General features: G+C 64.5%; 29 protein-coding genes and 1 riboswitch. Of the genes, 18 read left to right on the forward strand and 11 right to left on the reverse strand.

Annotated features, from left to right (window positions below; all coding sequences use genetic code 11):
- Positions 1-5: 5 nt before the first annotated feature.
- A complete protein-coding gene (locus Q2T94_RS08375) occupies positions 6-1,073 on the reverse strand; it encodes an LLM class flavin-dependent oxidoreductase (protein ID WP_302263652.1) in 1,068 nt (355 codons plus the stop codon).
- An 88-nt stretch (positions 1,074-1,161) separates the two neighbouring features.
- On the opposite strand from Q2T94_RS08375, the gene Q2T94_RS08380 reads away from it, so the two are divergent.
- The 14 genes from Q2T94_RS08380 to Q2T94_RS08445 all read left to right on the forward strand — a co-directional run bounded on the left by Q2T94_RS08380 (position 1,162) and on the right by Q2T94_RS08445 (position 13,213).
- Positions 1,162-1,761 (forward strand): CGNR zinc finger domain-containing protein, encoded by a 600-nt coding sequence (locus Q2T94_RS08380; protein WP_302263653.1) that lies wholly within the window; start codon positions 1,162-1,164, stop codon positions 1,759-1,761.
- Between the two features lie 146 nt (positions 1,762-1,907).
- The gene (locus tag Q2T94_RS08385) at positions 1,908-2,858 is read left to right on the forward strand and encodes an ATP-binding cassette domain-containing protein (protein WP_302263654.1); all 951 of its coding nucleotides are present in this window, start codon (positions 1,908-1,910) and stop codon (positions 2,856-2,858) included.
- A complete protein-coding gene (locus Q2T94_RS08390; RefSeq protein ID WP_264271119.1) occupies positions 2,855-3,718 on the forward strand; it encodes an ABC transporter permease in 864 nt (287 codons plus the stop codon). The genes Q2T94_RS08385 and Q2T94_RS08390 overlap by 4 nt, the downstream gene beginning before the upstream one ends.
- Before the next feature lie 30 nt (positions 3,719-3,748).
- Entirely contained in the window at positions 3,749-5,086 is a 1,338-nt protein-coding gene (locus tag Q2T94_RS08395) for a sensor histidine kinase (protein ID WP_302263655.1), read from the forward strand.
- Between the two features lie 11 nt (positions 5,087-5,097).
- On the forward strand, positions 5,098-5,814 hold the full coding sequence (locus Q2T94_RS08400) for a response regulator (RefSeq protein WP_302263656.1): 717 nt from the start codon (positions 5,098-5,100) through the stop codon (positions 5,812-5,814).
- A gap of 12 nt (positions 5,815-5,826) precedes the next feature.
- Positions 5,827-5,991: a hypothetical protein gene (locus tag Q2T94_RS08405; protein WP_264271122.1), complete on the forward strand. Its 165-nt coding sequence runs from the start codon at positions 5,827-5,829 to the stop codon at positions 5,989-5,991.
- Positions 5,992-6,064: 73 nt separating this feature from the next.
- A complete protein-coding gene (locus tag Q2T94_RS08410) occupies positions 6,065-7,342 on the forward strand; it encodes a M18 family aminopeptidase (RefSeq protein ID WP_302263657.1) in 1,278 nt (425 codons plus the stop codon).
- A 74-nt stretch (positions 7,343-7,416) separates the two neighbouring features.
- Positions 7,417-9,552, forward strand: a complete 2,136-nt coding sequence (locus Q2T94_RS08415) for an acyltransferase family protein (protein ID WP_302263658.1) — start codon at positions 7,417-7,419, stop codon at positions 9,550-9,552.
- Positions 9,553-9,723: 171 nt separating this feature from the next.
- Positions 9,724-10,029, forward strand: coding sequence for a 30S ribosomal protein S6 (rpsF, locus tag Q2T94_RS08420; RefSeq protein WP_071213679.1), 306 nt, complete (start codon positions 9,724-9,726; stop codon positions 10,027-10,029).
- A 44-nt stretch (positions 10,030-10,073) separates the two neighbouring features.
- Entirely contained in the window at positions 10,074-10,667 is a 594-nt protein-coding gene (locus tag Q2T94_RS08425; RefSeq protein WP_264271125.1) for a single-stranded DNA-binding protein, read from the forward strand.
- Positions 10,668-10,729: 62 nt separating this feature from the next.
- Positions 10,730-10,969 carry a 30S ribosomal protein S18 gene (gene rpsR, locus Q2T94_RS08430; protein WP_007269381.1) on the forward strand — a complete coding sequence of 80 codons (240 nt, stop codon included), beginning with the start codon at positions 10,730-10,732 and terminating at the stop codon, positions 10,967-10,969.
- Positions 10,970-10,984: 15 nt separating this feature from the next.
- Positions 10,985-11,440: a 50S ribosomal protein L9 gene (rplI, locus tag Q2T94_RS08435; protein ID WP_264271126.1), complete on the forward strand. Its 456-nt coding sequence runs from the start codon at positions 10,985-10,987 to the stop codon at positions 11,438-11,440.
- A gap of 213 nt (positions 11,441-11,653) precedes the next feature.
- Entirely contained in the window at positions 11,654-12,280 is a 627-nt protein-coding gene (locus tag Q2T94_RS08440) for a dihydrofolate reductase family protein (protein WP_302263659.1), read from the forward strand.
- 243 nt (positions 12,281-12,523) lie between these two features.
- Positions 12,524-12,636, forward strand: a riboswitch (SAM riboswitch).
- A 67-nt stretch (positions 12,637-12,703) separates the two neighbouring features.
- A complete protein-coding gene (locus Q2T94_RS08445; RefSeq protein ID WP_264271128.1) occupies positions 12,704-13,213 on the forward strand; it encodes a flavin reductase family protein in 510 nt (169 codons plus the stop codon).
- 94 nt (positions 13,214-13,307) lie between these two features.
- Here Q2T94_RS08445 and Q2T94_RS08450 read toward each other — a convergent pair whose 3' ends face one another.
- On the reverse strand, positions 13,308-13,733 hold the full coding sequence (locus tag Q2T94_RS08450) for a DUF1801 domain-containing protein (protein ID WP_302263660.1): 426 nt from the start codon (positions 13,731-13,733) through the stop codon (positions 13,308-13,310).
- Positions 13,734-14,248: 515 nt separating this feature from the next.
- Between Q2T94_RS08450 and dnaB the strand changes: the two genes are divergently transcribed.
- Together dnaB and Q2T94_RS08460 are read left to right on the forward strand one after the other, a co-directional pair.
- Positions 14,249-15,622, forward strand: a complete 1,374-nt coding sequence (gene dnaB / locus Q2T94_RS08455) for a replicative DNA helicase (protein ID WP_217390892.1) — start codon at positions 14,249-14,251, stop codon at positions 15,620-15,622.
- Between the two features lie 184 nt (positions 15,623-15,806).
- Entirely contained in the window at positions 15,807-16,568 is a 762-nt protein-coding gene (locus Q2T94_RS08460; RefSeq protein ID WP_302263661.1) for a ZIP family metal transporter, read from the forward strand.
- 258 nt (positions 16,569-16,826) lie between these two features.
- On the opposite strand, the gene Q2T94_RS08465 is transcribed toward Q2T94_RS08460, so the two are convergent.
- The 3 genes from Q2T94_RS08465 to Q2T94_RS08475 form a co-directional block, all read right to left on the reverse strand.
- On the reverse strand, positions 16,827-17,570 hold the full coding sequence (locus Q2T94_RS08465; protein WP_302262616.1) for an ATP-binding protein: 744 nt from the start codon (positions 17,568-17,570) through the stop codon (positions 16,827-16,829).
- Between the two features lie 22 nt (positions 17,571-17,592).
- Positions 17,593-19,245: an IS21 family transposase gene (istA, locus tag Q2T94_RS08470; RefSeq protein WP_302262615.1), complete on the reverse strand. Its 1,653-nt coding sequence runs from the start codon at positions 19,243-19,245 to the stop codon at positions 17,593-17,595.
- Positions 19,246-19,366: 121 nt separating this feature from the next.
- Entirely contained in the window at positions 19,367-19,669 is a 303-nt protein-coding gene (locus Q2T94_RS08475) for an SRPBCC family protein (protein ID WP_302263662.1), read from the reverse strand.
- 116 nt (positions 19,670-19,785) lie between these two features.
- Between Q2T94_RS08475 and Q2T94_RS08480 the strand changes: the two genes are divergently transcribed.
- Complete coding sequence (locus Q2T94_RS08480) at positions 19,786-19,977, forward strand: helix-hairpin-helix domain-containing protein (protein ID WP_264271132.1); 192 nt, start codon at positions 19,786-19,788, stop codon at positions 19,975-19,977.
- 15 nt (positions 19,978-19,992) lie between these two features.
- Here Q2T94_RS08480 and Q2T94_RS08485 read toward each other — a convergent pair whose 3' ends face one another.
- From Q2T94_RS08485 to Q2T94_RS08505, 5 genes are all read right to left on the reverse strand, one after another.
- Complete coding sequence (locus Q2T94_RS08485; RefSeq protein ID WP_302263663.1) at positions 19,993-20,325, reverse strand: GNAT family N-acetyltransferase; 333 nt, start codon at positions 20,323-20,325, stop codon at positions 19,993-19,995.
- A gap of 23 nt (positions 20,326-20,348) precedes the next feature.
- On the reverse strand, positions 20,349-20,732 hold the full coding sequence (locus Q2T94_RS08490; RefSeq protein ID WP_217390719.1) for a ribonuclease E inhibitor RraB: 384 nt from the start codon (positions 20,730-20,732) through the stop codon (positions 20,349-20,351).
- Positions 20,733-20,769: 37 nt separating this feature from the next.
- Positions 20,770-21,777, reverse strand: coding sequence for a pirin family protein (locus Q2T94_RS08495; protein ID WP_302263664.1), 1,008 nt, complete (start codon positions 21,775-21,777; stop codon positions 20,770-20,772).
- Between the two features lie 125 nt (positions 21,778-21,902).
- Positions 21,903-22,190 (reverse strand): MoaD/ThiS family protein, encoded by a 288-nt coding sequence (locus Q2T94_RS08500; protein WP_264271135.1) that lies wholly within the window; start codon positions 22,188-22,190, stop codon positions 21,903-21,905.
- Positions 22,187-23,296: a WD40/YVTN/BNR-like repeat-containing protein gene (locus Q2T94_RS08505; RefSeq protein ID WP_302263665.1), complete on the reverse strand. Its 1,110-nt coding sequence runs from the start codon at positions 23,294-23,296 to the stop codon at positions 22,187-22,189. Before Q2T94_RS08505 ends, Q2T94_RS08500 begins: the two co-directional genes overlap by 4 nt.
- 194 nt (positions 23,297-23,490) lie before the next feature.
- On the opposite strand from Q2T94_RS08505, the gene Q2T94_RS08510 reads away from it, so the two are divergent.
- Entirely contained in the window at positions 23,491-24,225 is a 735-nt protein-coding gene (locus tag Q2T94_RS08510; RefSeq protein ID WP_302263666.1) for a DUF998 domain-containing protein, read from the forward strand.
- 378 nt (positions 24,226-24,603) lie between these two features.
- Here Q2T94_RS08510 and Q2T94_RS08515 read toward each other — a convergent pair whose 3' ends face one another.
- A complete protein-coding gene (locus Q2T94_RS08515; RefSeq protein WP_302263667.1) occupies positions 24,604-24,744 on the reverse strand; it encodes a hypothetical protein in 141 nt (46 codons plus the stop codon).
- Positions 24,745-24,753 lie beyond the last annotated feature (9 nt).

The raw sequence follows: 24,753 nt of genomic DNA on the forward strand, positions 1-24,753 counted from the left end.
CCGGACTACAACACGGGAAGGGCGTAGTGGTCGGCGATCAGCTCCACGGTCCGGGTCTGGGCGTGGCGCGAGTGGCCGCCGACCACGAGCATCACTTCGTCGACCCCCGTCTGGCGGTGGAGCAGCTCCAGGCCCTGGGCCACGTCCGCGGCGGTGCCGTGGAGCGTGCGGTCGGTCCATTCCTCGAGGATCGCGCGTTCGTGGTCGTTGGCCGGGTAGGCCGCGACCTCGTCCGGTGGCAGCATGGCAAAGGGCTTGCGCTGGAACATGCGCATCATCGCCATCGCCGTGGACGTGGACTGGCGGCGCGCCTCGGCCGGGTCGTTGTCGGCGATCGCGCCCACGCTGACCAGGCTGTAGGGCTGGTCCAGCAACGCCGAGGGCCGGAAGTTCTCGCGGTACAGCCGCATGGCCGTGACGACGTCGGCGCTGCCGAACTGCAGGGCGAAGGCGTAAGGGCGGCCGAGCTGGCCCGCCAGCTGCGCCGAGTACGGGGAGGAGCCCAGGATCCAGACCTCGGGATTCGTCTCGGGCCGCGGCACCCGGTTCTGTTCCGCCAGCCAGGGACCCGGCACGGCGTGGACGTCCCGGTACGGGTGCCCCTGCGGGAAGTCGTCCTCGATGAAGCCGAGCAGTTCCAGCACCTGCTGGGGGAAGTCGTCGTTGGCGTTGTGGCGCCGCCGCAGTGCCGCCGCCGTCTGCCCGTCGGTTCCCGGCGCGCGGCCCAGGCCGAGGTCGATGCGCCCCGGGGCGAGCGACTCGAGCATGCCGAACTGCTCGGCGATCACCAAGGGTGAGTGGTTGGGCAGCATGACGCCACCGGCCCCGAGCCGGATGCGCTGCGTCTCGCCGGTCAGGCGGGCCACCATCAGCTGGGGCGAGGAGGTCACGGCACCGGGCATGGCGTGGTGCTCGGACATCCAGAAGCGCTCGAGGCCGCGCTTCTCGGCCAACTGCGCCAGTGCGATGATCTCCTCGAAGGTCTCCTGCGCCGTCTGCCCGACACCGGTGATGGCATTATCGAGCACCGAAAGGACGAAGGGCGCGTTGCCCAGGGGGCGTGACTGGTTCATGGGTTCTCTCTCAATTATCACGGAAGAAGTATCAGATAGGCGTGATAGTCAGCCTACCGGCTTATCACGGGAAAATACAGCTGGTAACATGAGATCTATGTCAAGGATCCCGCTTCCCCCCGCGCCCGGCGCCGACGACCACCCGAGCCTCGCCCTGGTCAATAGCGTCGTGAGCCTTCCCGGCGGACGCGTGGCGGACGACCTGGGGAGCCCGGCCGAAGCCACCGCGTGGCTCGTCGGACAGCGACTGGTTCCGGCCGAAACCGCCCTGCTGGCCTATTGCCAGGACCAGCTGACGAGGTTGCGCGGAAATTTGCGCACCCTCTTCACCGCCCGGGTGGCGGGCGGCGCTCCGGCGCCGGAGGCAGTGGAGAGCGTAAACCAGGCGTTGGTGAAGGTGCCCAGCGCACCGCTGCTGCAGTATGACACCGGCAGCGGACTGCGCAGGGTCCTGCGACATCCCGTGACCCAACTGGTCGAACACGCCATGGCCCAGATCGCGGAGGACGCGGCCGCCTTGCTGACCGGCGGCCAGGCCGAGCTGATCGCACAATGCGAGGCCAGCTCCTGCGACCGGTTCCTGCTGCGGACGCACGCCCGGCGCTGCTGGTGCTCCACCCGCTGCGGCGACCGCGTGCGCGCGGCCCGGGCGTACGCCCGCAAGCTGGAGCGGGCCCAGGCCGGCTGATCCCAGGCCCTCGTCGGGCGGCACCAGCGCCTGGGCCCCGGGATCCCTCAGGGTAAACCCGTACGCCGAAAGAGTGACTGTCGATTCCGTGAAGATCATCCGCTTGGGCGGCGACCGCGGAGGCGGTCCTCCGTAACGTTGAAGACATGATCACAGCAACGGCACTGACCAAGAACTATGGCACCAAGCGTGCGGTGGACGGGATCTCCTTTACCGTCCAGCCAGGCAAGGTCACTGGATTCCTCGGCCCGAACGGCGCGGGAAAATCCACCACCATGCGCATGATCGTCGGCCTCGACCGGCCCACCTTCGGCAGCGTGAGCGTGAACGGCCGCAGGTACGCCGAACACCATGCGCCGTTGCGCGAGGTCGGCGCCCTGCTCGAAGCCAAGTCCGTCCACCGGTCGCGCAGCGCGCGCACCCACCTGCGGGCCCTTGCCGCGACCCACTCGATCCCCAATACCCGCGTCGACGAGGTCATCGAGCTCACCGGACTCGGTTCCGTCGCGACCAAGAAGGTCGGCGGCTTTTCCCTGGGGATGGGCCAGCGCCTGGGCATCGCCGTGGCACTGCTGGGCGACCCGCAGACGCTGATCCTCGATGAACCGGTCAATGGCCTGGACCCGGAGGGCGTGCTGTGGGTCCGGAACCTCGCCCGCCACCAAGCGGCACAGGGCAAGACGGTGTTCATCTCCTCGCACCTGATGAGCGAGATGGCGTTGACCGCCGACCACCTCATCGTCATCGGCCGCGGCCGGATCCTCGCCGATGCCCCGATCGAGCAAATCATTGACGGGGCGAATGTGCCCACCTGCAAGGTCAAGACCGATTCGGCCGAGGACCTGATGAATGCGTTGGCCGCGCAGGACGTTCACCTGACCCGAGTCGATGCGCAAACCATCCAGGTCGTCGGACTCGATGGCCGGGCAATTGCAACGCGCGCGATGGAATTGCAGATCCTGCTCCACGAGCTGACGCCCATCCAGCAGTCCCTCGAAGCCGCCTACATGGCGCTGACGCAGGACGAGGTCGAGTACCACTCCCACCTTGGCAACGAGCTTGCCGCCGCGACCACCGGAAAGCAGGACCAGCCATGAGCACCACGACCATGAAACGACCACGTACCGCCGCACCCGGTGCCGCCGGTGGCGGAAAGCTCAGCTTCGCCGGCGTTTTGCGCAGCGAGTTCATCAAGTTCTTCTCGCTGCCCTCCACGCTGATCCTGGTCATGGCCACCTTCGTGGCCATGACGGGGATCGCCGCGCTCGGCACCTGGGGCGTCGGTGCATCCCTGGAGGCCATGGCGTCCGAACCGGAAATGGCGGCGCAGATGGGGGACATGAATGTCCTTGCCGCCTCATTGCCTGTCAGCGGGCTGATGGTTGCCCAGTTGATCATCGGCGCACTCGCCGTCATGGTGATGAGTTCCGAGTTCGCGACGGGCTCGGCCCGTTCCACCTTCGTGGCGACTCCCACGCGGCAGCCGGTGTTCTGGGCCAAGGCCCTGATGGTCACCATCGTTTCGGCACTCGTCGCGCTGGCATCGATCCTGTCCGCTTTCCTGGTCACCAAGCCGATCGCCGACAACTACAACCTTCCGCTGGACTTCGCCTCCGAGGCCTTCGTACGCAACCTCTGGTTCGGGGTGCTCTACGTCGTGATGGTCTCGCTGATCGGCCTGGCCTTGGGTGCGATGCTGAGGAATTCCGCCGGCGGCATCGTGGTGCTTGCAGCCCTCTTCTTCGTGCTTCCCATCACCGTCGACGGGCTCTCAGGCATGGTGGAATGGCTGGCCGATGCCGCTCGATTCCTCCCCGACCACGCCGGAACCGCGCTGATGCAGATCCCAGGCGCCGAAGGGGCCCTGGAGACCTGGGCCGCCGGCCTCGTGGTCGGTGCCTGGATCGCCATCCCGCTGGCCGCCGCCGCAATGTTGCTACAGCGCCGCGATATCTAGAACCGGCCATTGGTCGATAGGCTCAGGGACATGAGTGAAAACACGGCGCCGCTCGACTCCGGGGACCCGGAGTCGAGCCTTGCCGAGATCTCGGCACAGCGCATCGGACCGCTGCGCGGATTCATGCGCCGCCGGCCGCTACTGGTCGACACCGCCGTGGTGCTGCTGTACCTGCTGCTGACCGGGCCGAGCCTGGCCGAGGCGGCGCTGGCGTCCCACTGGCCAACCCTCGGGTTGCTCGCGCTCACCGGCGCCTCGCTGTTCTTCCGCCGCAGCCGGCCCATGTTCGTGCTGATCGTGGTGGTGCTCTTCGAGACCGTCGCGACCCTGCTCGATTCCTCGTATTTCGGCGGCAGCGCCGGCCTGTGGATCGCACTGTATGCCGCATCCACCAAATATGCCGCCCGGCGCATGTTCGCGCTCACCGCACTGATCACCGCCCTGCAGGGGCTGGTTTTCGTCATGCTGGGGCTGCCGTCCATGTTCACCGATTCCCCGGAGGACCAGGCTGCCCTGGCCGAAATCGGCGGGCGCACCCTGACGATCACGCTGTCCCTGGCCTTCCTGCTGGGCACCAACGCCGCGGCGGTGGCCATCGGCGCGGCGGTGCGCAACAACCGGCTGCACGAGGCCGAGCTGGACAACTGGGCCAAGCGGGTCCAGACCCTGGCCCAGGTGCGCGAACGCACCCGCATTGCCCGCGAGATGCACGACGTGGTCGCGCATTCGCTTTCGGTGATGATCGCCCTGTCCGACGGTGCAGCGGTGGTGCTCAAGCGCGACCCGGCGCGGGCCGGGGAGGTTCTGGGCGAACTCTCCGGCACCGGGCGCCGCGCCCTGGCCGACATGCGGCGGGTCATCGGGGTACTGCGCACCGGGGACGGGGTCTCGCTGGAACCGCAGCCCGCCGGCGGATCCCTCGAAGAGATGCTGGCAGGCTTCCAGGTGGCCGGCCTGCCGCTGCGCTACACCCAGTCGGGTCCCGCCCTGCCGGACGACGCGACCTTCCAGCTCACCGTCCACCGCATCATCCAGGAATCCCTGACCAATGTGCTGCGCTACGGGCGCAACGTGAGCGCGGTGGAGGTCACCGTGCACCGGCTGCGCGACGATGTCACGGTGCGGATCCACGACGACGGCACGCAGCAGGAAGCGCGTCGCGAGATGATCGGATCGGCCCAGGGCATCCGCGGCATGAAGGAGCGCGCAGCGCTCTTCGATGGCACGCTGCACGCCGGGCCCGCATCCCGCGGCGGCTGGTCGGTCGTGGCCAGGCTCAAACTGCCGCACCAGAGCCCATGTCCCGGGGACTCCTCGACGTCCCAGGCCAAGCGCCCGACCCCCAAGTCCCAACACCAAGGAACGTGAGAACAACACCCATGTCCGAAGCCACTTCCACCTCCTCCGCCCGCATCGGGGTGCTGTTGGTCGATGACCAGCCGCTGCTGCGCATGGGCTTCCGGCTCATTCTCGAGGGCGAGGACGACCTCGAGATCCTCGGGGAAGCCTCCGACGGGGCCGACGGCGTGCGGCAGGCCATCAAGCTCAAGCCCGACGTGGTGCTCATGGACGTGCGCATGCCCACCATGGACGGCATCGAGGCCACCGCCCGCATCGTGCGTGAACTGCCCGAGGCGAAGATCATCATCCTGACCACCTTCGACCTGGACGAATACGCGTTCTCCGGGCTTCAGGCCGGGGCCAGCGCCTTCCTGCTCAAGGACGTGGCACCCGAGGAACTGGTGAATGCGGTGCGCCTGGTGGCCTCCGGCGACGCGGTGGTGGCACCCCGGGTCACCGCCCGGCTGCTGGAAACCTACGTGCGCGACGGCGCCCCGAACCGCTCCAGCTCCCCGGCACCGGAACGCGACCCGCTGCTGGGGGACCTGACCCCGCGCGAGTTGGAGGTGCTTGGGGCCATGGCCGAGGGGCTGTCCAACGCAGAGATCGCGCACCGCTTCTTCCTTTCCGAGGCCACGGTGAAGACCCACGTGCGCCGAATCCTGACCAAGCTGCACCTGCGCGACCGCGTGCAGGCAGTGGTCTACGCCTACGAGACCGGGCTGGTCATCCCCAGCCAGGGCCTGGATTACTAAGGACAAGCGACCATGAACTCGGAATTCCTGCGCAGCCCCTGGCTGCTGCTGGCCGTGGTGCTGGGGGTCCTTGGGGCCTTCCTGCTCACGCTCTTCGCCCTGCCCGTTCCCGGTTGGGCTAGCATCGTCCTTGGGGTCGGCGCCCTCGTGGTGGCACTGCTCCGCACCCGCACCTAGGGTGCCCCGGCCGCCCACCCCGGTCCGGCCCGCGCACCACACCCGCATGCCCACGAGTCCAAGGGAACCTTGAATGTCCAGCGCAGCCATCGAGCACATCAACGACCTGTCCGCCTTCGTCGCCGCCTCGCCGTCCTCCTTCCACGCCGCCGCCGAGGCGGCGCGCCGGCTGGCCGCGGCCGGCTTCACCGAGCTCTCGGAGTCCGAGGCCTGGGAGCCGGGCCCCGGCGGGCACTACGTGCAGCGCGACGGGGCGATCATCGCCTGGGTGCAGCCCGTCGACGCCACCGCAAGCACCGGTTTCCACATCGTGGGCTCACACACCGATTCGCCCTCCTTCAAGCTCAAGCCCAAGCCCACCACGGGGGCCCACGGATGGCTGCAGGCGGGAGTGGAGGTCTACGGCGGCCCGTTGCTGAACTCCTGGCTGGACCGCGAGCTGCTGCTCGCCGGACGCCTGGTGCTGCTTGACGGAACCGAGGCGCTGGCGCGCACCGCCCCGATGCTGCGCTTCCCGCAGCTGGCCATCCACCTGGATCGGACCGTGAACGACGGTCTCACCCTGGACAAACAACAGCACATGAACCCGGTGTGGGGGATCGGGAACCCGGCAGAGGCCGACGTGCTGGCGGTGCTGGCCGAATCGGCCGGCGTGGATGCGGCGGAAATCGGCGGCTACGACGTGGTGGTCGCCGATGCGCAGCGCGGCGAGGTCTTCGGGGGCTCCAATGAGTTCTTCGCTTCCGGGCGCCTGGACAACCTCTCCTCCGTGCACGCCTCGCTCACCGCCCTGGTGCACCACGCGGCCGCGGGCACCGGCGAACACATCGCCGTGCTCGCCGCCTTCGACCACGAGGAGATCGGCTCGGCCTCCCGTTCCGGGGCATCCGGCCCGTTCCTAGCCGACATGCTCGAGCGCATCGGGCACGGACTGGGCGCCGACACCCAGGACCGCAACCGCGCCTACTCCGACTCGGTCTGCCTCTCGGCCGATGCCGGGCACTCGGTGCACCCGAACTACCCGGGACGCCACGATCCGGCCAACCGCCCGCTGCTGGGGGCCGGTCCGCTGCTGAAGATCAACGCCAACCAGCGCTACGCCACCGACGCGGTGGGAGCCGCGCTCTTCGCCAGGTTGTGCGCGCAGGCAGATGTCCCGTACCAGGAATTCGTGTCCAACAACCAGATGCCGTGCGGGTCGACCATCGGCCCGCTGACCGCCACCAGGCTGGGCATCCGCACGGTGGATGTGGGAATCCCGTTGCTGTCGATGCACTCGGCGCGCGAGATGTGCGGCGTGGCCGATCCGCTGCGCCTGGCGAAGATCTCCGAGGCGTTCTTCGCAGCCTGAGAGTTCGCCGGGAAACGCGCGGTTAACACCGGGTGGTTACCCGCTGTTAACCGGTCCGTGCTTTGCTCGCGGACATGATTGCCGAACCGAAGCCACCACGCCGTTTCCTGCCCGAGGTCCAGTCGCTGCGCGCCGTGGCCGTGCTGCTGGTCGTGGCCTACCACCTCGAACCACGCCTGGTCCCGGGCGGTTTCATCGGCGTCGACGTGTTCTTCGCGATCTCCGGTTTCCTGATCACCGGGCACCTGCTGCGCGAGGTCCGCAAGACCGGTCGCATTGACCTGCCGGGCTTCTGGGCGGCCCGGGTCCGGCGGATCCTGCCCGCCGCGTTTGCGGTGATCCTCGCGGTGCTGGCTGCCACCATGGCCTTCCTGCCGGCCACGCAATGGAAGACCGTGGGCACCGCGGCCCTTGCCTCGGCGTTCTCGGTGGAGAACTGGGTGCTGGCCGCCGATGCCGTGGACTACCTTGCCTCCGATGCAGAGCCGACCGCGCTGCAACATTTCTGGTCCCTGGGGGTGGAGGAGCAGTTCTACCTCGTCTGGCCGTTGCTGGTGCTGCTGGCCGTATGGGTGGCCCGGTCGCTGCGTGGCATCGGGGCCCGGGAACGCGTCGGCCGCCGGGAAACCAGCGGCGGCCTTCCCCGCACCGCTCTCCTGCTGGTCTTCGGCATCGTCATCATCGCCTCGTTGGCCTACTCGATGGTGCTGGTGGGTTCGGGAAATCCTGCGGCCTACTTCATCACCCCCGCCCGCGTCTGGGAAATGGCCGCCGGTGGCCTGTTGGCGCTGCTGCTCGCCCCGCCCGAACCCGGGCTGGCGGCACGCGGCGCTCGATGGCTCGATGTCCCCGGCGTGCGGACGGCGCTGGCCTGGGGCGGCTTTGCAGCCATCGCGGCGGCAGCCTTCGGTTTCGATGCCGGCACACCCTTCCCTGGGCTGTCGGCAGCGCTTCCGGTCGCCGGAACCCTGGCGGTGATCCTGGCCGGCCAGACCAGTGGAGTCCTGGCCCCGCAAAAACTCCTGGAACTGCCCGCGGTGCAATGGGTGGGCAACGTGTCCTACTCGCTGTACCTCTGGCACTGGCCGGCGCTCACCTTCTTCCTGTTCTTCGCCGAGGACGAGCCGGGACCCGCCCAGAGCATCGGGTTGCTGGTCCTTTCGCTGCTGCTTGCAGGTGCCAGCCACCGCTGGATCGAAACCCCGGTGCGGACCCTGGCCCCGCTCGCCGCCTCGAACTGGCGTGCCCTGGGTGCCGGTGCGGCCGCCCTGGTCCTGGTCGCGGCACTCGCGGTGGCCCCCGGGACGCTGGCCGAGCGCGAGATCGCCGCACAGGAACGCGCTGTCGCCACCCTGCTGGCCGCCCCTCCGGCAGGGTTTGGCGCCGCGTCGGTCCCGGCCGGCGCCCCCGCCTACCTGGAGGGCCAAAAACAGATCGTCCCGGTCCCCGCCGACGCAGAGCACGACCTGCCCGACCTGGGAGAGTGCGTGCAAAAACCGAAGTCACCTATCACCGTCGAATGCGCCAAGGGCGCCAAGGACGGGTCCCTGACCGTGGCCCTGGTGGGCGACTCGCATGCCACGCATTGGTACCGGGCGATGGAAGAGACCGCCAAGGAGCAGGGCTGGACACTGCTGACCTACCTGAAGAACTCCTGCCCGTTCAACGCCACCAAGCGCACCGCCGAGGCCGACGGCAGCATTTCCTGCCACCAGGCAAACGAGGACACGCTGGAGCGCATCCTGGAACGCGGGGACGTGGACGCGGTGGTGACCAGCCACTGGGCCGGGGCCACCTTCGAAAAGGGGGCCGCAGAGGGTTTCGCCGAGTATTGGGGCAAGCTCGAGGACGCCGGCATCCGGGTCTACCCGATCATCGACACCCCGCGACCCGGAACGAAGTCCTATGCACGGGACTGCGTGGCGCAGAACCCGGACGAACTTGCCACCTGCGGCGCCCCGGTGTCCGAGGCCTTTGAGGCCAATGACTACACGCTGGCCGCGGCCGGGTTGGAGCCACGTGCGGGGGTGCTGGATTTCTCCGACCAGTTCTGCGCTGACGGATTCTGCCCCGCCGTCATCGGGAACGTGTTGGTATACCGGGACAAGCACCATGTCTCTGACACCTATGTACGGACGCTGGCCCCGGTCTTCGGCGAACGGCTTGAGGCGTTGCTTCGCGCCGACGGGCTTATCGACCCCGAGCGGTGAGCCCGGGTGATGCACCGCACCCGGCGTAGTCGGGCGCGGCAGTGATTTTCCGCTAGAATGGTTGAGGCTGTTTCTGCCGCGCCCGGCAATCGGGTTGTGGCGACAGCAAATGCAAAGAACCTCCTGTTGCGGAAATGCCGTGACCGTTTAGCCCAAAGGAGGTGGGTTCACATGCGTGCTTATGAATTGATGGTGCTGATCGACCCCGAGGTCGACGAGCGAACCGTTGAACCAACCCTCGGTAAGTTCCTCGATGTTGTCCGTAACGATGGTGGAACCATCGAGAACGTTGACATCTGGGGCCGTCGCCGCCTGGCCTACGACATTCAGAAGAAGAATGAGGCCATTTACGCGGTAGTTAACTTCACCGCCACCCCCGCTACTTCCGCAGAGCTTGATCGCCAGCTGGGCCTCAATGAGACCATCATGCGCACCAAGATCACCCGCCCGGAAGAGGCAAAGGTCGTTGCAGAGTAATTCTGCTCTTCGATCTTCGTAGAACAACACTTTAGGAGGCTCCAATGGCAGGCGAGACAGTCATTACGGTTATTGGTAATTTGACCGCTGACCCGGAACTGCGTTTCACCCCGTCAGGATCGGCAGTGGCGAACTTCACCATTGCTTCGACCCCGCGAACCTTCGACCGCCAGACCAATGAATGGAAGGACGGCGACACGCTGTTCCTCCGTGCGTCGGTGTGGCGTGAGGCTGCCGAAAACGTCGCCGAGACGTTGACCAAGGGCATGCGCGTCATCGCCCAGGGCCGCCTCAAGTCGCGTTCCTACGAAACAAAGGAAGGCGAAAAGCGTAACGTCACCGAGCTTGAGGTCGATGAAATCGGCCCGTCGCTGCGTTACGCTTCCGCAAAGGTCACCCGCACCCAGCGCTCCGGCGCCGGCGGTGGTGGTGGCTTTGGTGGCCAACAGAACGCAGGCGCAAATGCCGGCGGCTTCAGCGGTGGCAACCAAGGCGGCGGCGGTGGATTCGGTGGCGGCAACGCTGGCGGAAACTCCGGCGGCGGCTGGAATGCACCGGCGAACGATCCATGGGGTGCTCCTGCCGGAGGAAACAACGGCGGATGGGGCAACCCGGGTTCCGACGAACCACCCTTCTAAACAAAATTATTCACCATCCCGCAGAAAATTCTGCGGGCTCCACCTGATAAAGGAGCTCCACGATGGCTAAGGCTGAACTCCGTAAGCCCAAACCAAAGTCCAACCCCTTGAAGGCCGCTGACATCACTGTCATCGACTACAAGGACGTAGCATTGCTGCGCAAGTTCATTTCCGATCGCGGAAAGATCCGCGCCCGTCGCGTTACCGGTGTTTCCGTACAGGAACAGCGCAAGATCGCACAGGCCATCAAGAACGCGCGTGAAGTAGCCTTGCTGCCTTACTCCGGCGCTGGCCGCGGCTAAGGAAGGTATACCAACATGGCAAAGCTCATTCTGACCCACGAAGTTACCGGCCTCGGTGCCGCAGGCGACATCGTTGAGGTGAAGGACGGTTACGCACGTAACTACCTTCTCCCGCGCGCCTTTGGCATCACCTGGACCAAGGGCGGTGAGAAGCAGGTTGAGTCGATCAAGGCCGCCCGTGCTGCTCGCGCCGTTGCTTCCCTGGAAGACGCCAAGGCACTTGCCGCTTCGCTTTCCGCCAAGCCGGTCAAGCTGACCGTCAAGGCCGGCGCTACCGGTCGCCTCTTCGGCACCGTGAAGACCGACGACATCGCCAAGGCTGTTGCAGCCGCCGGCGTTGGCGCGATCGACAAGCGCAACATCGAGATCAACGACCACATCAAGTCGACGGGTAACTACACCGCGACCGTGCGTCTGCACACCGATGTCTCCGCAACCGTTTCACTGCAGGTTGTTGCCGCAAAGAAGTAATTCCTTGTGCACCCGCCGTCTTGTGTGACGGCAAACCACTGTGGACCCCGCCCTCGGCGGGGTCCATAGTGGTTTAAGGCCTCCTCTGGTGCATCGGGTCTGGCGCCGGGCGTTCCCGTCGAGTAGCTTGGCCAAATGGGGCAGTGCCCTCCTGGATGGACTGCCACGTCGAATCCCGGGAAAGGGCAGCCAAACAAGCGAGAAGGCGCGGTCATGAAGCTGGTATTAACGGAGTTTGTGAGTCTCGACGGGGTGTCGCAAGGCCCCGGGTCTCCCGAGGAAGACACCACCGACGGATTCACCCAGGGCGGATGGTTCGTCCCGCACATGGACGAGGCCTTCATCGAACAGGCCGCGCAATGGCTCGGCGAAGCGGACGGGCTGCTGCTTGGCCGCCGCACCTATGAGGCATTTGCCAGGGACTGGCCGCAAATCACCGACCCGGACGACCCCTTCACGGTGCTCATGAACTCCCTGCCCAAGTACGTGGCCTCGCAAACGCTTGGCGAGGGAACCTGGGATCCAACCACCATCCTCTCCGGTGACGTGGCGACCCGGGTTGCCGACCTCAAGGCGCGCCCCGGCAAGGAGCTGCAGATCCACGGGAGCGCCAGGCTTGCCGCTTCATTGCTCGCCGAGGGGCTGATTGACGAGCTGCGACTGGTGGTGGCGCCGGTGGTCCTTGGCCATGGAAGGCGACTCTTCCCGGAGGGAGGCGCACCCACAGGACTTCGGCTCTCCAGCACCACGAGCACCCCGGGCGGGCTTGCCATCCTGGTCTACGAGCGCATCGGCGATGCGTCCTATGCGACTTATACGGGAGTTTCGGACCTCTCGTAGGTGGAAGAGGTGCCGGCCACCGCGTTTGTGGCACGTATGCCAACCATAATTCCGGGCTATGTCATCGTCTTCTTCGGCCCCAGAGCTGTCGTCCACGCGTTCGGGAACGAATGCGGGCGTCTCGGGCAACTGTGGCACCATCGAGGCAAATGATCGCACAATCTTCGATTCTTACTCTTCGTGACTTCGTATGTCGAAACAAACTTTGACGAGACGTAATTATTTCTTCTAACGTTGGTGAAGAATCAAGAGTGTCAACGTAAGGCCCTGGCCCGTTGGCCGGCAACCCTCTCACGGTAGTGGGGTGCTCCAGGTGATGATTCGGCCTACCGGAACCCCGGAGGCAAGTACCGCACACCTCGTTGGTTGGCGCGTGTGTAGCACGCACCGCGATGGTGGGCCGAAGCCGAAGGATTGAGCACCATGACACTCACCTCTGACCTCACCCCCGACACCCTGCGCAACGTCTTTGCCCAGCATCCATCCGGCATTGCCGCACTCTGCGCCATCGTTGACGGGCAACCGCAGGGAATCATTGCCTCGTCCTTTACGGTTGGCGTCTCCATGGATCCGCCGCTGGTGATGTTTGCTGTCCAGAACACCTCGAAGACCTGGCCGTTGGTGCGCACCAACGGGCGGATCGGGGTTTCAGTGCTCAGCGAAAAGAACGAGGGCGTGTGCCGGCAGATCGCTTCAAAGTCGGGGGACAGGTTCGCCGGGCTTCGTCTTGATTCGACCGATGAGGGTGCGCTGTTCCTGCATGACGCCACCCTGTGGCTCGATTGCTCCGTCGAGCAAGAGGTTCCTGCAGGCGACCACCATGTGGTGCTGCTGCGCGTGCACGGCCACCAGACGCACGACAACGCCCACTCACCGCTGGTGTTCCACGGTTCGGCATTCCGTCGCCTGGATGCCGAACAGCTGGTCTCCTAGGGAACCTGAAATGCGAGGGCTCAGCCTCCGTGGTACCGAATCCATGATTCGATGCCACGGGGACTGAGCCCTTTGCCTTTGCCAACACGTTTTCCTAAGACGAGTGGTGCACCACGCCAGTCATGTACCGGTAGCCGTCACGGGCAAGCCGGGCGAGTACGTCCAGGTCGACGTCGGCAAGCTTGTTCACATAGAGGCACGATGCCCCGCGTTTGCACTTGCCCAATTTCTCCAATAGGGGGCCGGCGGTCGGTGCAATGGTCAGCCCGTAGAGGGCAAGGTTCGCCGCCCTCGGGGAGAAGCCGATGGCACTGGCATCCCCTTCGCGCCCCGATTCGTACTTGTAGTGGTAGCTGCCGAACCCAACGATTGTCGGGCCCCACATAACCGCGGGCTCTCCGCTGACCTCTTCCATCATCCGGAGCAAGACCTCGGCATCCGCGCGCCTGGTCGGATGTGACACTGCCGATATGAATTGAGCCGGGTCAACGGCTGTCGGTGCGGTCTTGTTGGCGCTCATGCGGCCCAGTATGTCAGTCGTTGGTGATCTCCATCAATCCCCGCTATCCCCAGATCCGCGGGAAGTTCCGGCGTGTCTGTGGATAGCTTGTGGGTAACTATGAAATGGTGGCCAATCCAAGCCCGGAATCCCGGGGTTTTTGTGTGTATAACCGACTTTTCCGCGTGTGGAGGATGTGGATAAATACTTTGTATCCACAGGGGTTGATCTACATAGTGCCTAGTCAAAGTCTGGTTATGGATAGAAAATTGGTGTAATCCACAATGTTCTCCCCAGACTGTGCACACAACACGCCGCAAGGTTCACAGGTTATCCACACGGCCTGTGGATAACCGTGTTGGGTTTGTGGGAAAACAGGTCTATGGTGACAGTGTTCCCCACCTATTTCCACAGGTTCGCGGTGCCCTACGGCACGTGTGAGTTTGAACCTAACGAATCGTCCGTGCTCCTTGAGACACTGAATAGGTAATGATGCGGAAAACTTGGGAACCCGCGCAGCTTGAAGGGAAAAACCCGTGTCGCTAGCCAGCACCGAAACCAGCTCCGATTCACATGGATCGGACTATGGACGCACCCCGCCGCAGGACCTCGTAGCCGAGCAAAGCGTACTGGGCGGCATGATGCTGTCCAAGGATGCCATCGCGGACTGCGTGGAGGTGCTGCGGGGACTGGACTTCTATCGCCCGGCGCACGAGGCCATCTACGAGGCCATCATCGACCTCTACGGCCGCGGTGAGCCGGCCGACGCCGTTACGGTCTCGGACCTTTTGACCAAGCGCGGCGAGATCACCCGGATTGGCGGTCCGGCCTACCTGCACACGCTCATCCAGTCAGTGCCCACCGCTGCCAACGCCGGCTTCTATGCCGAGATCGTTCGCGAACGTGCGGTCCTGCGCCGCCTGGTTGATGCCGGTACCAAGATCGTGCAGCTCGGATACTCGCAGGACGGCGAAGTCGACGCCATCGTGAACGAGGCCCAGGCCGAGGTCTACAAGGTCGCCGAACGCCGGACTGCCGAAGACTATGTCCCGCTACGCGACATCATCGAGGGCACCGTCGATGAAATCGAATCCGCCGGCAGCCGCGGCGAGGGCGTGATCGGTGTTCCCACCGGAATCTTCGAACTCGACGAGTTGACCCAGGGGCTGCATGGCGGCCAGATGATCGTTATTGCTGCACGTCCCGCGGTGGGCAAGTCGACCTTCGCACTGGATTTTGCCAGGTCAGCGTCCATTAAGAACAACATGACCTCCGTTTTCTTCTCCCTGGAAATGGGACGCAACGAAATCGCCATGCGCCTGCTGTCGGCCGAGGCGAGCATCGCGCTGCAGAACCTGCGCAAGGGTACGATCCAGGACGAAGAATGGTCGAAGATCGCCACCACGATGGGCAGGCTCAACGACGCTCCGCTGTTCATCGACGATTCGCCGAACATGTCGCTGATGGAAATCCGCGCCAAATGCCGCCGGCTTAAGCAGAAGCACGACCTCAAGCTCGTGGTGCTGGACTACCTGCAGCTGATGAGCTCGGGCAAAAAGGTCGAGTCGCGACAGCAGGAAGTCTCCGAATTCTCGCGTGCGCTGAAGCTGTTGGCCAAGGAGCTCGACGTTCCGGTCATCGCGCTGTCGCAGCTGAACCGTGGTTCGGAGCAGCGTACCGACAAGAAGCCGATGATCTCCGACCTCCGCGAGTCCGGTTCCATCGAGCAGGATGCCGATATGGTCATCCTCTTGCACCGTGAGGACATTTACGACAAGGAGTCGGCGCGTGCCGGCGAGGCGGACGTGATCGTGGCCAAGCACCGTAACGGTCCGACCAAGACCATCGTTGTCGCGTTCCAAGGCCACTACTCGCGCTTCAACAACATGGCACAGGACGGAATGGGCTAATTCCCACCGCATGGCGCCCGGCGGGCGGTTGCCCTCCCCGTTTCGGGGCGGAGCAACCGCCCGCTTTCGTTTGGCGTTCCCGAAGCGATCCGCCGAGGCACGTGCGTGGGTCCAGCGCTTGTCCGTCGATCATGGGTTGCGCGAAATCACTGCATGAATAGTCGTTATGCGATAGCGTGGCGCCATGTTGATGTCCATGCAGGCGTTGATGTGGGGCACCGTCGCCGGGTCTGCGCTGCTGCTCGGTGCCGCCGCGGCCTGGTGGTTGGAGATTCCGCGGAAAATCGTCTCGAGCGTTATGGCGTTCGGCGCGGGAGTCCTGATTTCCGCCCTCGCCTTTGAACTTGTGGTCGAGGCCGAGGAAGTCGGCGGACTGGGGGCCACGGTGATGGGTTTCCTGGCCGGAGCCACCATCTATGTCGGCGTAAACTCCCTGCTGGTGCGGTTCGGAGCCGAACACCGACGCCGGGGCAAGGTCGCCACGAGGGCCGGAAGCCGCGATGGCGCAGCGCCGAACGGGGGAGCCGCGGTAGCCCTCGGAGCATTGCTGGACGGCATTCCCGAGTCCATCGTGCTGGGTGTGGGATTGCTTTCCGGCACCGCCGTCAACCCGACCATGCTGGCGGCCATCTTCATTTCCAACGTGCCCGAAGGGCTGGCGAGCACGGCCGACATGAAGCGTGCGGGCAAGGGGCCGAAAGAGATCTTTGCGATCTGGGGGAGTATTGCGCTGCTTTCAGGGCTGGCCGCCATGATCGGCTTCCTGGCTCTCGACAACGCCCCGGGCGAGGTCATCGCGGTGGTCACCGCGATCGCAGCGGGCGGCATTCTGGCGATGCTCGCCGACACCATGATCCCCGAGGCCTTTGAGGAACAGCACATGCTCACGGGATTCATTGCTGCGCTTGGTTTCCTCACGGCGCTGATCCTGCATTACGGCGCTTAGGCGCGGGCTTCGGCAAACTCCTTGAAGGCGGTCATCGTCTTCAGGTTTTGCTTCCTGAACATGGGGGCAAAGAGCAATGCCACGATTCGCATGAAACCGGTGAACTCAAAGACATTGTGGGCAACCCAGCGTGTGGCGGTTCCATCGAGATCATGGAATTGTATGGACGGAGCTTTCGGTAACGCCTGTGGAACGAACCGGTAGCACTGGTGCGAGGACCCGGTAGTGCCCGAACCCTCGCACCAGCACCCCACCGCTTTAGCTTGCAGGCTCAGCTCCTTGATCGGCGTGGGCGCGCCGGCGCATATTCGGCCCGTCAAGCTGGATCAGTTCACTGCTGGAAACAATGCGGTTAAGGATTGACTCGGCGATCACCGCATCGTGCAGCGACTTGTACCAGTCCTCGGGATCGAACTGCGACGTCACCACCGTGGCGCCCCGGTGTTCACGTCCTGCAAGGATATTGAGCAGTTCGCTCGCAGTCTCCGGGCTGATCGGCGTGGTCAGGAAATCATCCAGGACCAGGACATCGCAGTCGTGCAGGTCTCCGAGGAACTTCAGCCGTTCGGAGTCCGCCCGATGATAGACCGCGAGCTTATTGGCCAGGTCATCAAGCCGGAAGTAGCGTGCCGTGTGGTCGTGCCGGCAAGCCGCGTTGACCAAGGCCTGGGCCAAATACGATTTGCCGACACTTGATTTCCCGAGGATCACCAGATTCGTCGTCTGCTCAATCCACTGGCACGACGCGAGCCGTGCCACGACCTCCCGGTTCAGCGTCCTATCGGGCAGATAGTGGATCTCTTCAATGCAAGCGGCCGGGTTGGGCGTTTTCGACTCCTTGAGCAGTTTCACCACCCGACGCTGGGCCCGGGCCGTGGTCTCCTGGTCCAAGGCGTGACGGACCTTGCGGGAGAACGTCCATTCGTCATAGGCCGGATCGTTGGCCATGTCGATGACAGCCTGGCCGAACGCGGTCATCCGCAACCTGGTAAACAGCCCCATGTCATCTTCCGTCAGGTGGTGGTCAAGCACGGCCTTCCCCCGTCGTCGGCTCGGTCAGGCTTGCGTTGGTCAGCGCCTCGAGACTGAACTGCGAGATCCCGTCCAGGTGGGCACGGCTGGTATCCCGGACGCCCACCGTTCTCCCCGTCGCAGCGGACGGCCCCGGGCCAGGAGCGAGAGTTGCAGGACGCCCGGCATGGTCCGCACGCAGGACGGCGATGCGATGCTTGACCGCGGTATAGCTGATCGGGTTCCTCGCGTCGTGCACGCAGAGGTCGTGGCAGGCCTGTTCCAACAGGCTGCGGTTGTTGCCTTTCCCCAGCTCGAGGATGTTCAAGCACGACCGGTAGCCCTGGGCTTCGATCTTCTTCCGCTCCAGCAACCGGGTCAAAGCCTGGACCGTGTAGGGGCCGACCTTGGTCGCTTGCCGGATGAAATAGGCCCGGGTCCATAGCAGTGAGGTGTCCTCATACCCGTGCGGCGCATGGTCGGCGTCGGTGACGTAGGAATGACGCCGCGCCCCACGCTGGTGCGAAGCGATCACTGCCCCGCCGGCAAGGATCGTGACCTGCTCACCGACCACCCGCACGTCCAGGGTCTGCCCGGCGTGCTGGTGCGGAACCGAGTATTTGATCGTGTCGACCTGCACGTGCCAGTCCCGCGAGACCTTCGCCTTGCGCCACTGAACTTCCCGCCACGGCTCATCCGGGAGGCCGATCAACTCGGGGCGCTCGGCTTCCTCGAACCACTCACGCCGGGAGCGGGGCTCACCGCGGAAGGGCGTCCGTTCGTTGATCATGTCCATCTGTTCGGCCACGGCCTCATTGAGCTCATCCAGGGTCGTGAAGCGCCGGTCGGCAAGATAGTGGATGATCCAGTTCGTCACGATCTTCACCCCGGCCTCGACGTGGCCTTTCTCTTGCGGCTTGTAGGATCCGGTCGGGACTGCCGCGCTCTGGTAATACTCCAGGAAAGCCTCATAGGACTGGTTCACGTCCCGGGCCTTTTCATAGCGGCTGATCTGGTTCGAGGCGGTCGAGGCATTGTCGGGAATGACCAGTTGGGTCACGCCTTGAAAATATTCAAAGGCCCTGCGGTGCATCTGGCACCACGCTGGAAGCTTCTCGTCCAGGGACCCGTACGCGAAGATCATGCCCGAATACGGCAACGACGCCACGAAGACCGAGACCTTCGTGGTTTCCCGGGTGATGGGGTCGGTCAGCTGCATCTTGGTCCCGGCCCAGTCGACCTGCATCGTGCGTCCGGGTTCGTGCGTAAGCGGGCTGGTCAGGTCGTTGGCCTTCACGTGCTCGGCAACGATCTGGCAGAACCGTTCATACCCGTAAAACCGGGCGGAGCCCGTGTGCGGGGTGTCCAGGTAGCGGGCCCACATGACCTTTAACGGTGGCTTTTTCCGGCCGATCCGGGCCTTCACCACGGCATCGATGTTGACGGGAACGAACTCGCTGGACACGTTCTTGCGGCCATCGCTGAAAAGCCGGTCAAGGTCCTCATCGCTAAGCGCACCGACCTGATCAAGGGTGGTCAGTTTCTGGTCGTCAAGGACCTGGCGGGCCTTGGAGATCGTTCGATGCGAGCAACCGGCTCGCGCTTGGACCTGCCGATACGAATTGCCCTGCACCAGCAGGGCCATGATTTGTTTGTAATCAGCCACTACGGTCGGTTTCCTTTCACTGTCCACGACCTGTTGCCGTGGGTGAAAGCAATCCTGACTCTGAATCCCCCGAAGCGCTACCGGATACTTACATTTTTGCTACCGGTTCGTTCCACATGCGCTACCGAAAGCTCCGCCTAAACAGGAATTCGTTCCGGCAGACATTGTGCACTCCCTTTGCGTCGTAGACGCCGTCGAATGCCTCTGGCAGGTCGCGCCGTGTCACGGTTTCGACCATCTCCATGGTGCCCCTGCCCTGCTTGTAGACCAGCCGGGACGTGGACCCGGGTTGGCCCGGCGTGCCGGTGAGGGCCTCAAAGGAAATAAGCCCCTCCTGCCAGACTTTGAGGTTCTCGAGGTCGTCAAAGAGCTCGATGAAACGTGGTCGGGGGACATTGACGGTGAGCTCCTGGGTGAATTCCATTCCTGAAGCATATCCACGCATATCAACTGTTTGACCGCCTGAGTGGGCCAGGTTCCGGGTTCCTGGCCTGTCCGCCAGTCCCGCGACCTGCGGGAGGGCATTGCTACGCTGGAGAGATGACCAGCCATCCCTTGCCCAGGATCTCCGCTCCCGCGGCCCGCGCCCTGGAAGGGGCGGGAATCACGACTCTCGAGCAGGCCGCTGCTTACGGCGCCGGTGCGCTCTTGGACCTGCACGGCTTCGGGCCCAAGGGCATCGTAATCCTGCGCGCTGCGCTCACCGAGCTTGGACTCGAACTGGAGGACTGATCCGCAGGCCGCGGCTCATGCCTTCGGCAGGATCGCCAGGTGCTCGGGTGTGGGCTTCACCAGTTCGGCGTCGAACTCGTGGTGCTTGGTCAGGTAGACCTTGATGTACGGGCAAACCGGGACGATCTTGTGGCCCTGTTCCACAGTGTCGGAAAGCGCGGCTGAAGCGAGCTTTCCGGCAAGTCCTTGTCCTGCGTAGGACTCGTCGACCACCGTGTGGAAGAAGACCCGCTCAACACCGCCGGCGGTTTCCAGCTCGCGGTAGTGTGCCGCCCCAATCGCCGTTTCCCCGTCCAGCAGGGCGTAGCGACTGCGTTCGGGCCTGTGCTCGACATGGATTTCGCTCATTCCTTGTTCCTGTCCCTTGGGTGTCATTGGTTTCCAAAAAGTCGGCCGAAGAAGCCCCTGGGCTCGCTGTCGGGGGCATCGATGAACATGGCGCCGAAACCGTCGTAGGTCCCTCCGTGCTTGCCGGTGATGGCGTGCACGTTGCGCAGGGCATGCTCAGCGCTTTCCACGTCGATGGCCTGGTCTCGGTAGACGCGCAGCAGGTATCGGGAATTGGCATCCTGGCCCTCGGTCCGATCGACTTGCCATCCGGCGCGTTCAAAGTGGGCGGCGGCCTCGTTCATCTCGCGCAACGCGCGGAAGGAAACGAAGTGCTCCAACTCGCGCTTGGCATCAAGCTGGTCGCCCAGCGCCGCGCGTTCGGCCAGGGCCCGGCGCAGCTTGGCCAGTTCCTCTTGCAATGACACGATGCCCACCGGCTCCTTCATCTTGTTGGCGTCTTGCTCAGTCGCGGGGCCGCAACCGCACCGATGGCAGCGCCGGTGCAGGCAGGGCGGCGGGCTCGCCGGCGGGGAAGTCCCCGAAGCGCTTGGTGGAAGCGTCGCCGGATTCTGCACCGATCTCCGCCTGCCACTGCCGGCGGTATTCGACCACTTCATCGTGGGTGCGGCCCACGAAGTTCCACCACATGAGGATCTGCTCGTTGAGCGGTTCCCCGCCGATGAGCAGCGCGCGCACCGGCTTCTCTCCCGCGGTGAGGGTGAGCTCTTGGCTCCCTGGCGGAAGGTAGGCCAAATGGTCTACTGGCAGCTCATCGGCCCCCACGGAAAGGGAACCCGAATCCAGCAGCACGCCATGCTCGTGGTGCGCCTTCACCGCCAGCCGGATGCTGGTGCCGGGTTCCAGGCGAATCTCTGCCCCCAGCAATTCGGTGTGGGTGGCGACGGGGGATTCGGAGTGTTGGTCGGCTCCGCCGTCGTTGGCCACGGACAGCTCGCCCAGGAAGACGCTGACATACCATCCGTCGCCGGCCAGCGGTTCGGGGCGGTAGTGGGCGAAGGTCGGCGGCATGTGCCGCGCGGAATCGGGCAATGCGACCCACAGCTGGGCACCGTGCAGCGTCGTGGTTTCGGGGGTGGAGAACTCGGAGTGACTGATCCCGCGGCCAGCGGTCATCAGGTTCACCTCGCCGGGGCGCACCATGGCATGGAAGCCCGCCGAATCGCGATGCTCGATTTCCCCGGTAAACAACCAGGAGACCGTCTGCAGCCCGGTGTGCGGGTGGCGCGGGACCTTCATCCCGCCGGATTCACCCACCGGATCCGGCCCGTAGTGGTCAAGGAAGCACCAGGCGCCGATGAGGCTGCGCTGCTTTTGCGGCAGCGTGCGACGCACATCCATGGCGCGCGGCCCGCCGAGCGGGACATTGCGCGGGAGAAGCAACTCGATTCCGGCGTGCGCCTCATCCGATCCGCAAACCAACTCGTCAGGGGCAGCCTCGAGGTTACTCATGTCTTCAGCGTAGTGCCGGGGGCGCTTTTCGGCACCCCCGCGACCCGCCCTGCCCCGGGTGCCGCGCCCTGCACCACGGCGCGGGACTCGCGGTGCTTGCCCCGTCGGGCCCGGGTGATCCTCCGCTAGCCGCCAGCCACCGATTGCATAATCAGCACGCTCTGCCCCTCCCGCACCGGCGAGCCCAGGCCCTCAAGGGTGCGGATATTGTCCGGCCCGACGAAGACGTTCACGAAGCGGCGCACCTCGCCGCGTTCGTCGCGCACCCGCCGTCCAAAGAGCGGGTATTTCTCGCCGAGCGCATCCAGGATCCCACCCACCGTGCCGTCCTCGGGCAGCGGGACCTGCAGGCTGCGTTGGCCCTCAAGCGTGGAAGCCAGCACCGAGGGCACTTCGACGGTAATGTCCGTCATTTCCCCGCACCGTTGACCTGGGCGGCCCGGACGCTGAGCACATCGGGCAGGCGTTGGGCCACCGTGACAAAGTGCGCGCCCTCGTCGTTGCTGGCGAAGACCTCTCCGCCGCGGGTGCCGAAGTAGACGCCCACGGTTTCGGGGTGATCGTCCACCGCCGCCGCGTCGCGCAGCACTGCGTTCCAGTCGGCATCGGGCAATCCGGCGTGTTGCTCGTTCCAGGTGTCCCCGGCGTCCGTGGAGTGGAAGACGGAGAGCCTTCCGCCCACCGGGTTGCGTTCCTCGGCGCCCTTGAGCGGAATGGTCCACACGCTGCCGCCGGTGCGCGGGTGGGACAGGAAGACAAAGCCGAATTCCGCCGGTAGGCCATCGGCGATGCTGTTCCATTCATCGCCGGAATCGTCACTCCGGTAAACACCGCCGTGGTTTTGGGCGTAGAGCCGGTTAGGGTTTTCGGCATCCGCGGTGATGTGGTGGACGCACTGGCCGAACTCGGGGAAGGGTTCCGGGAAGAAGTCCGCCTTGATGCCCTTGTTCCGGGGTTCCCAGGAGTCGCCGCCATCGGTGCTGCGATACACCCCGCCGGTGCTCATGGCCGCGTGGACGACGTTTTCGTCCACGACATTGGGCACGATGCTGTGCACCGCCGCCCCGCCGAAGCCGGCACCCCATTCGCTGCGGTGCGGGTGGTCCCACAGGCCGCGGTTCAGTTCAAAGTTTTCCCCGGAGTCCGTGGACTTGAAGACCGAGATCGGTTCGCACCCGGCCCACACGACACCGGGACGATCGGCGGTGTCGGGGCGCAGGTGCCAGATCCGCGCCAATGCGGTGTCGGTGTCCGCGGGAAACTTGATGGCACCTTGCTCGGGTTCGGACCAGGTTGCGCCGGCGTCGCCGCTGTAGACGACAGTGGGTCCCCAGTGCCAGTCGTTGACCCCGGCCAGGATACGGGTCTTGCCGTCCCGGGTGTCGATGGCCACGGAGGGAACCTCGAGGTTGGCGAAGTGGGGCCCCGTGAGATTCCAGTTTTCGCGGTCTGTGCTTTCGGCCAGCCAGAGGCCCTTCTTGGTCCCGATGGCAAGGATGGTGCGTGCGTCGTTGTCCATGACATTTAGTGCAACACCGCGGCGACCCGGATTCAAGGGTTGTGGTGACCCTTAAAAGACCTAGTTGTGGATCGATGTGTTGCCTCACAAGAAAACCTCTGTTTCCGGGGAGCATTTTCGTGTTTTCCTTGTCCGTTCCACGGTATCGGAGCCGTGCGGAAAAAGCTGACATGCCAATGTGGGAAGCTTGGGCAATGATCCCGCAGAGCCCGGACACTGCCCGACGGAGGTTTGCCGTCGCAGCCATGGTCGGCGTCGCCGTCTACGTCCTTGTCGACGTGGTGCTCCAGTTTCTGCCCCCGCACTACAGCGTGGTCAGTGACGCCGAAAGCAACCTGGCGGTTGGTCCGTTCGGGTGGATCATGAATCTGAATTTCCTCGGCCGGGCCGTCACCACCATGTGCGTCATTGCAGCCATAAACCGGGTCGGCCGGGTTTCGAGGCTTCGGCGCACAGGGACTCTGTTCTTGGGTATCGGGGACCTGTGTTCGGCGGTTTTGGCCTTTTTCCCGACCGATGTTGGCGTCGAGTCCGGCCTGAGTCCGGCGACGGTTGCCGGCACCGTTCATCTCTACGTTGCCGGCACGGGTTTCTTGGCGGCACTGGTAGGAATTTGGGTGCTGACGAAGTGGATGCGTTCGGGCCCTGGGTTTAGAAGTGCCTACCCGACCATCGTCTTTTTTGCGGCACTGGCTACGGCCGGATTCGCGTCACTGGGTTTGACGGCCGTCAGTGGGCAAAATCTGCTCGGGCTTGCCGAGCGGGTCTGCCTGGCCGGAGTCCTCGGATGGGTACTGGTGTGCAATGCCATCAGGCGCTTGTCCCGGCGGAGCGGGCCGATTCCTCCTGCCAGCACGGCGATTTCCGGGCAGGCTCCTCCGTCTGCGGGAACGACGGTCCAGGGTGGACAGCGGAATGTCGGTTCCTAGGGCGCGTCTCCTAATCGTGATTTTTTGATGGCGGTGCTCCAGATGAGCACGGCATGTAGCACGACCGCCGACCGGCACGTCAGCGAGAGCATGTCGTACCGGGTCGCCACGCCGCGCCATTGCTTCAGGGCATTGAAGCTGCGTTCGAGGACAGTCCATCTGCGGCAAAAGTTCCGAGAAACTGATGACCTGATTTGAGCCGGTGTTGCCCAGTCGAAGAATCGAATTCGTGAATTGTTCTGAGAACGTCAACATAGAATTTTTTGCGTTGGTTGTTGTGCCCAGTGAAGCCAGGTGGATAGGGATCAATTATCGAGAGCCTGGGATCGTGGGCACTGTTGATCCAACGTCTAATAGCAGCATTGATATGGTCGTCTCTCATTGAATAGCCCGCGTTTGAGCTGTATCGATTGTTTCCACAATCTTCTTCGTAAGATCGACGGAAGCAGGAATTCCAGCATTCACTGAAGCTCCCGCGCCAAGCAGGACGGTTATGCGCTCTTTGCTGGGATCGTTCATACGAAGGCC

Source organism: Paeniglutamicibacter sulfureus (assembly GCF_030512175.1).
Taxonomy (GTDB): Bacteria; Actinomycetota; Actinomycetes; order Actinomycetales; family Micrococcaceae; genus Paeniglutamicibacter; species Paeniglutamicibacter sulfureus.

Excerpts from the sequence above, each read along its gene's own strand:
- Q2T94_RS08375 (WP_302263652.1), bottom strand. The coding sequence starts at position 1,073 with ATGAACCAGTCACGCCCCCTGGGCAACGCGCCCTTCGTCCTTTCGGTG.
- Q2T94_RS08380 (WP_302263653.1), top strand. The coding sequence starts at position 1,162 with ATGAGATCTATGTCAAGGATCCCGCTTCCCCCCGCGCCCGGCGCCGAC.
- Q2T94_RS08385 (WP_302263654.1), top strand. The coding sequence starts at position 1,908 with ATGATCACAGCAACGGCACTGACCAAGAACTATGGCACCAAGCGTGCG.
- Q2T94_RS08390 (WP_264271119.1), top strand. The coding sequence starts at position 2,855 with ATGAGCACCACGACCATGAAACGACCACGTACCGCCGCACCCGGTGCC.
- Q2T94_RS08395 (WP_302263655.1), top strand. The coding sequence starts at position 3,749 with ATGAGTGAAAACACGGCGCCGCTCGACTCCGGGGACCCGGAGTCGAGC.
- Q2T94_RS08400 (WP_302263656.1), top strand. The coding sequence starts at position 5,098 with ATGTCCGAAGCCACTTCCACCTCCTCCGCCCGCATCGGGGTGCTGTTG.
- Q2T94_RS08405 (WP_264271122.1), top strand. The coding sequence starts at position 5,827 with ATGAACTCGGAATTCCTGCGCAGCCCCTGGCTGCTGCTGGCCGTGGTG.
- Q2T94_RS08410 (WP_302263657.1), top strand. The coding sequence starts at position 6,065 with ATGTCCAGCGCAGCCATCGAGCACATCAACGACCTGTCCGCCTTCGTC.
- Q2T94_RS08415 (WP_302263658.1), top strand. The coding sequence starts at position 7,417 with ATGATTGCCGAACCGAAGCCACCACGCCGTTTCCTGCCCGAGGTCCAG.
- rpsF (WP_071213679.1), top strand. The coding sequence starts at position 9,724 with ATGCGTGCTTATGAATTGATGGTGCTGATCGACCCCGAGGTCGACGAG.
- Q2T94_RS08425 (WP_264271125.1), top strand. The coding sequence starts at position 10,074 with ATGGCAGGCGAGACAGTCATTACGGTTATTGGTAATTTGACCGCTGAC.
- rpsR (WP_007269381.1), top strand. The coding sequence starts at position 10,730 with ATGGCTAAGGCTGAACTCCGTAAGCCCAAACCAAAGTCCAACCCCTTG.
- rplI (WP_264271126.1), top strand. The coding sequence starts at position 10,985 with ATGGCAAAGCTCATTCTGACCCACGAAGTTACCGGCCTCGGTGCCGCA.
- Q2T94_RS08440 (WP_302263659.1), top strand. The coding sequence starts at position 11,654 with ATGAAGCTGGTATTAACGGAGTTTGTGAGTCTCGACGGGGTGTCGCAA.
- Q2T94_RS08445 (WP_264271128.1), top strand. The coding sequence starts at position 12,704 with ATGACACTCACCTCTGACCTCACCCCCGACACCCTGCGCAACGTCTTT.
- Q2T94_RS08450 (WP_302263660.1), bottom strand. The coding sequence starts at position 13,733 with ATGAGCGCCAACAAGACCGCACCGACAGCCGTTGACCCGGCTCAATTC.
- Q2T94_RS08460 (WP_302263661.1), top strand. The coding sequence starts at position 15,807 with ATGTTGATGTCCATGCAGGCGTTGATGTGGGGCACCGTCGCCGGGTCT.
- Q2T94_RS08465 (WP_302262616.1), bottom strand. The coding sequence starts at position 17,570 with ATGGGGCTGTTTACCAGGTTGCGGATGACCGCGTTCGGCCAGGCTGTC.
- Q2T94_RS08475 (WP_302263662.1), bottom strand. The coding sequence starts at position 19,669 with ATGGAATTCACCCAGGAGCTCACCGTCAATGTCCCCCGACCACGTTTC.
- Q2T94_RS08480 (WP_264271132.1), top strand. The coding sequence starts at position 19,786 with ATGACCAGCCATCCCTTGCCCAGGATCTCCGCTCCCGCGGCCCGCGCC.
- Q2T94_RS08485 (WP_302263663.1), bottom strand. The coding sequence starts at position 20,325 with ATGAGCGAAATCCATGTCGAGCACAGGCCCGAACGCAGTCGCTACGCC.
- Q2T94_RS08495 (WP_302263664.1), bottom strand. The coding sequence starts at position 21,777 with ATGAGTAACCTCGAGGCTGCCCCTGACGAGTTGGTTTGCGGATCGGAT.
- Q2T94_RS08500 (WP_264271135.1), bottom strand. The coding sequence starts at position 22,190 with ATGACGGACATTACCGTCGAAGTGCCCTCGGTGCTGGCTTCCACGCTT.
- Q2T94_RS08505 (WP_302263665.1), bottom strand. The coding sequence starts at position 23,296 with ATGGACAACGACGCACGCACCATCCTTGCCATCGGGACCAAGAAGGGC.
- Q2T94_RS08510 (WP_302263666.1), top strand. The coding sequence starts at position 23,491 with ATGATCCCGCAGAGCCCGGACACTGCCCGACGGAGGTTTGCCGTCGCA.
- Q2T94_RS08515 (WP_302263667.1), bottom strand. The coding sequence starts at position 24,744 with ATGAACGATCCCAGCAAAGAGCGCATAACCGTCCTGCTTGGCGCGGGA.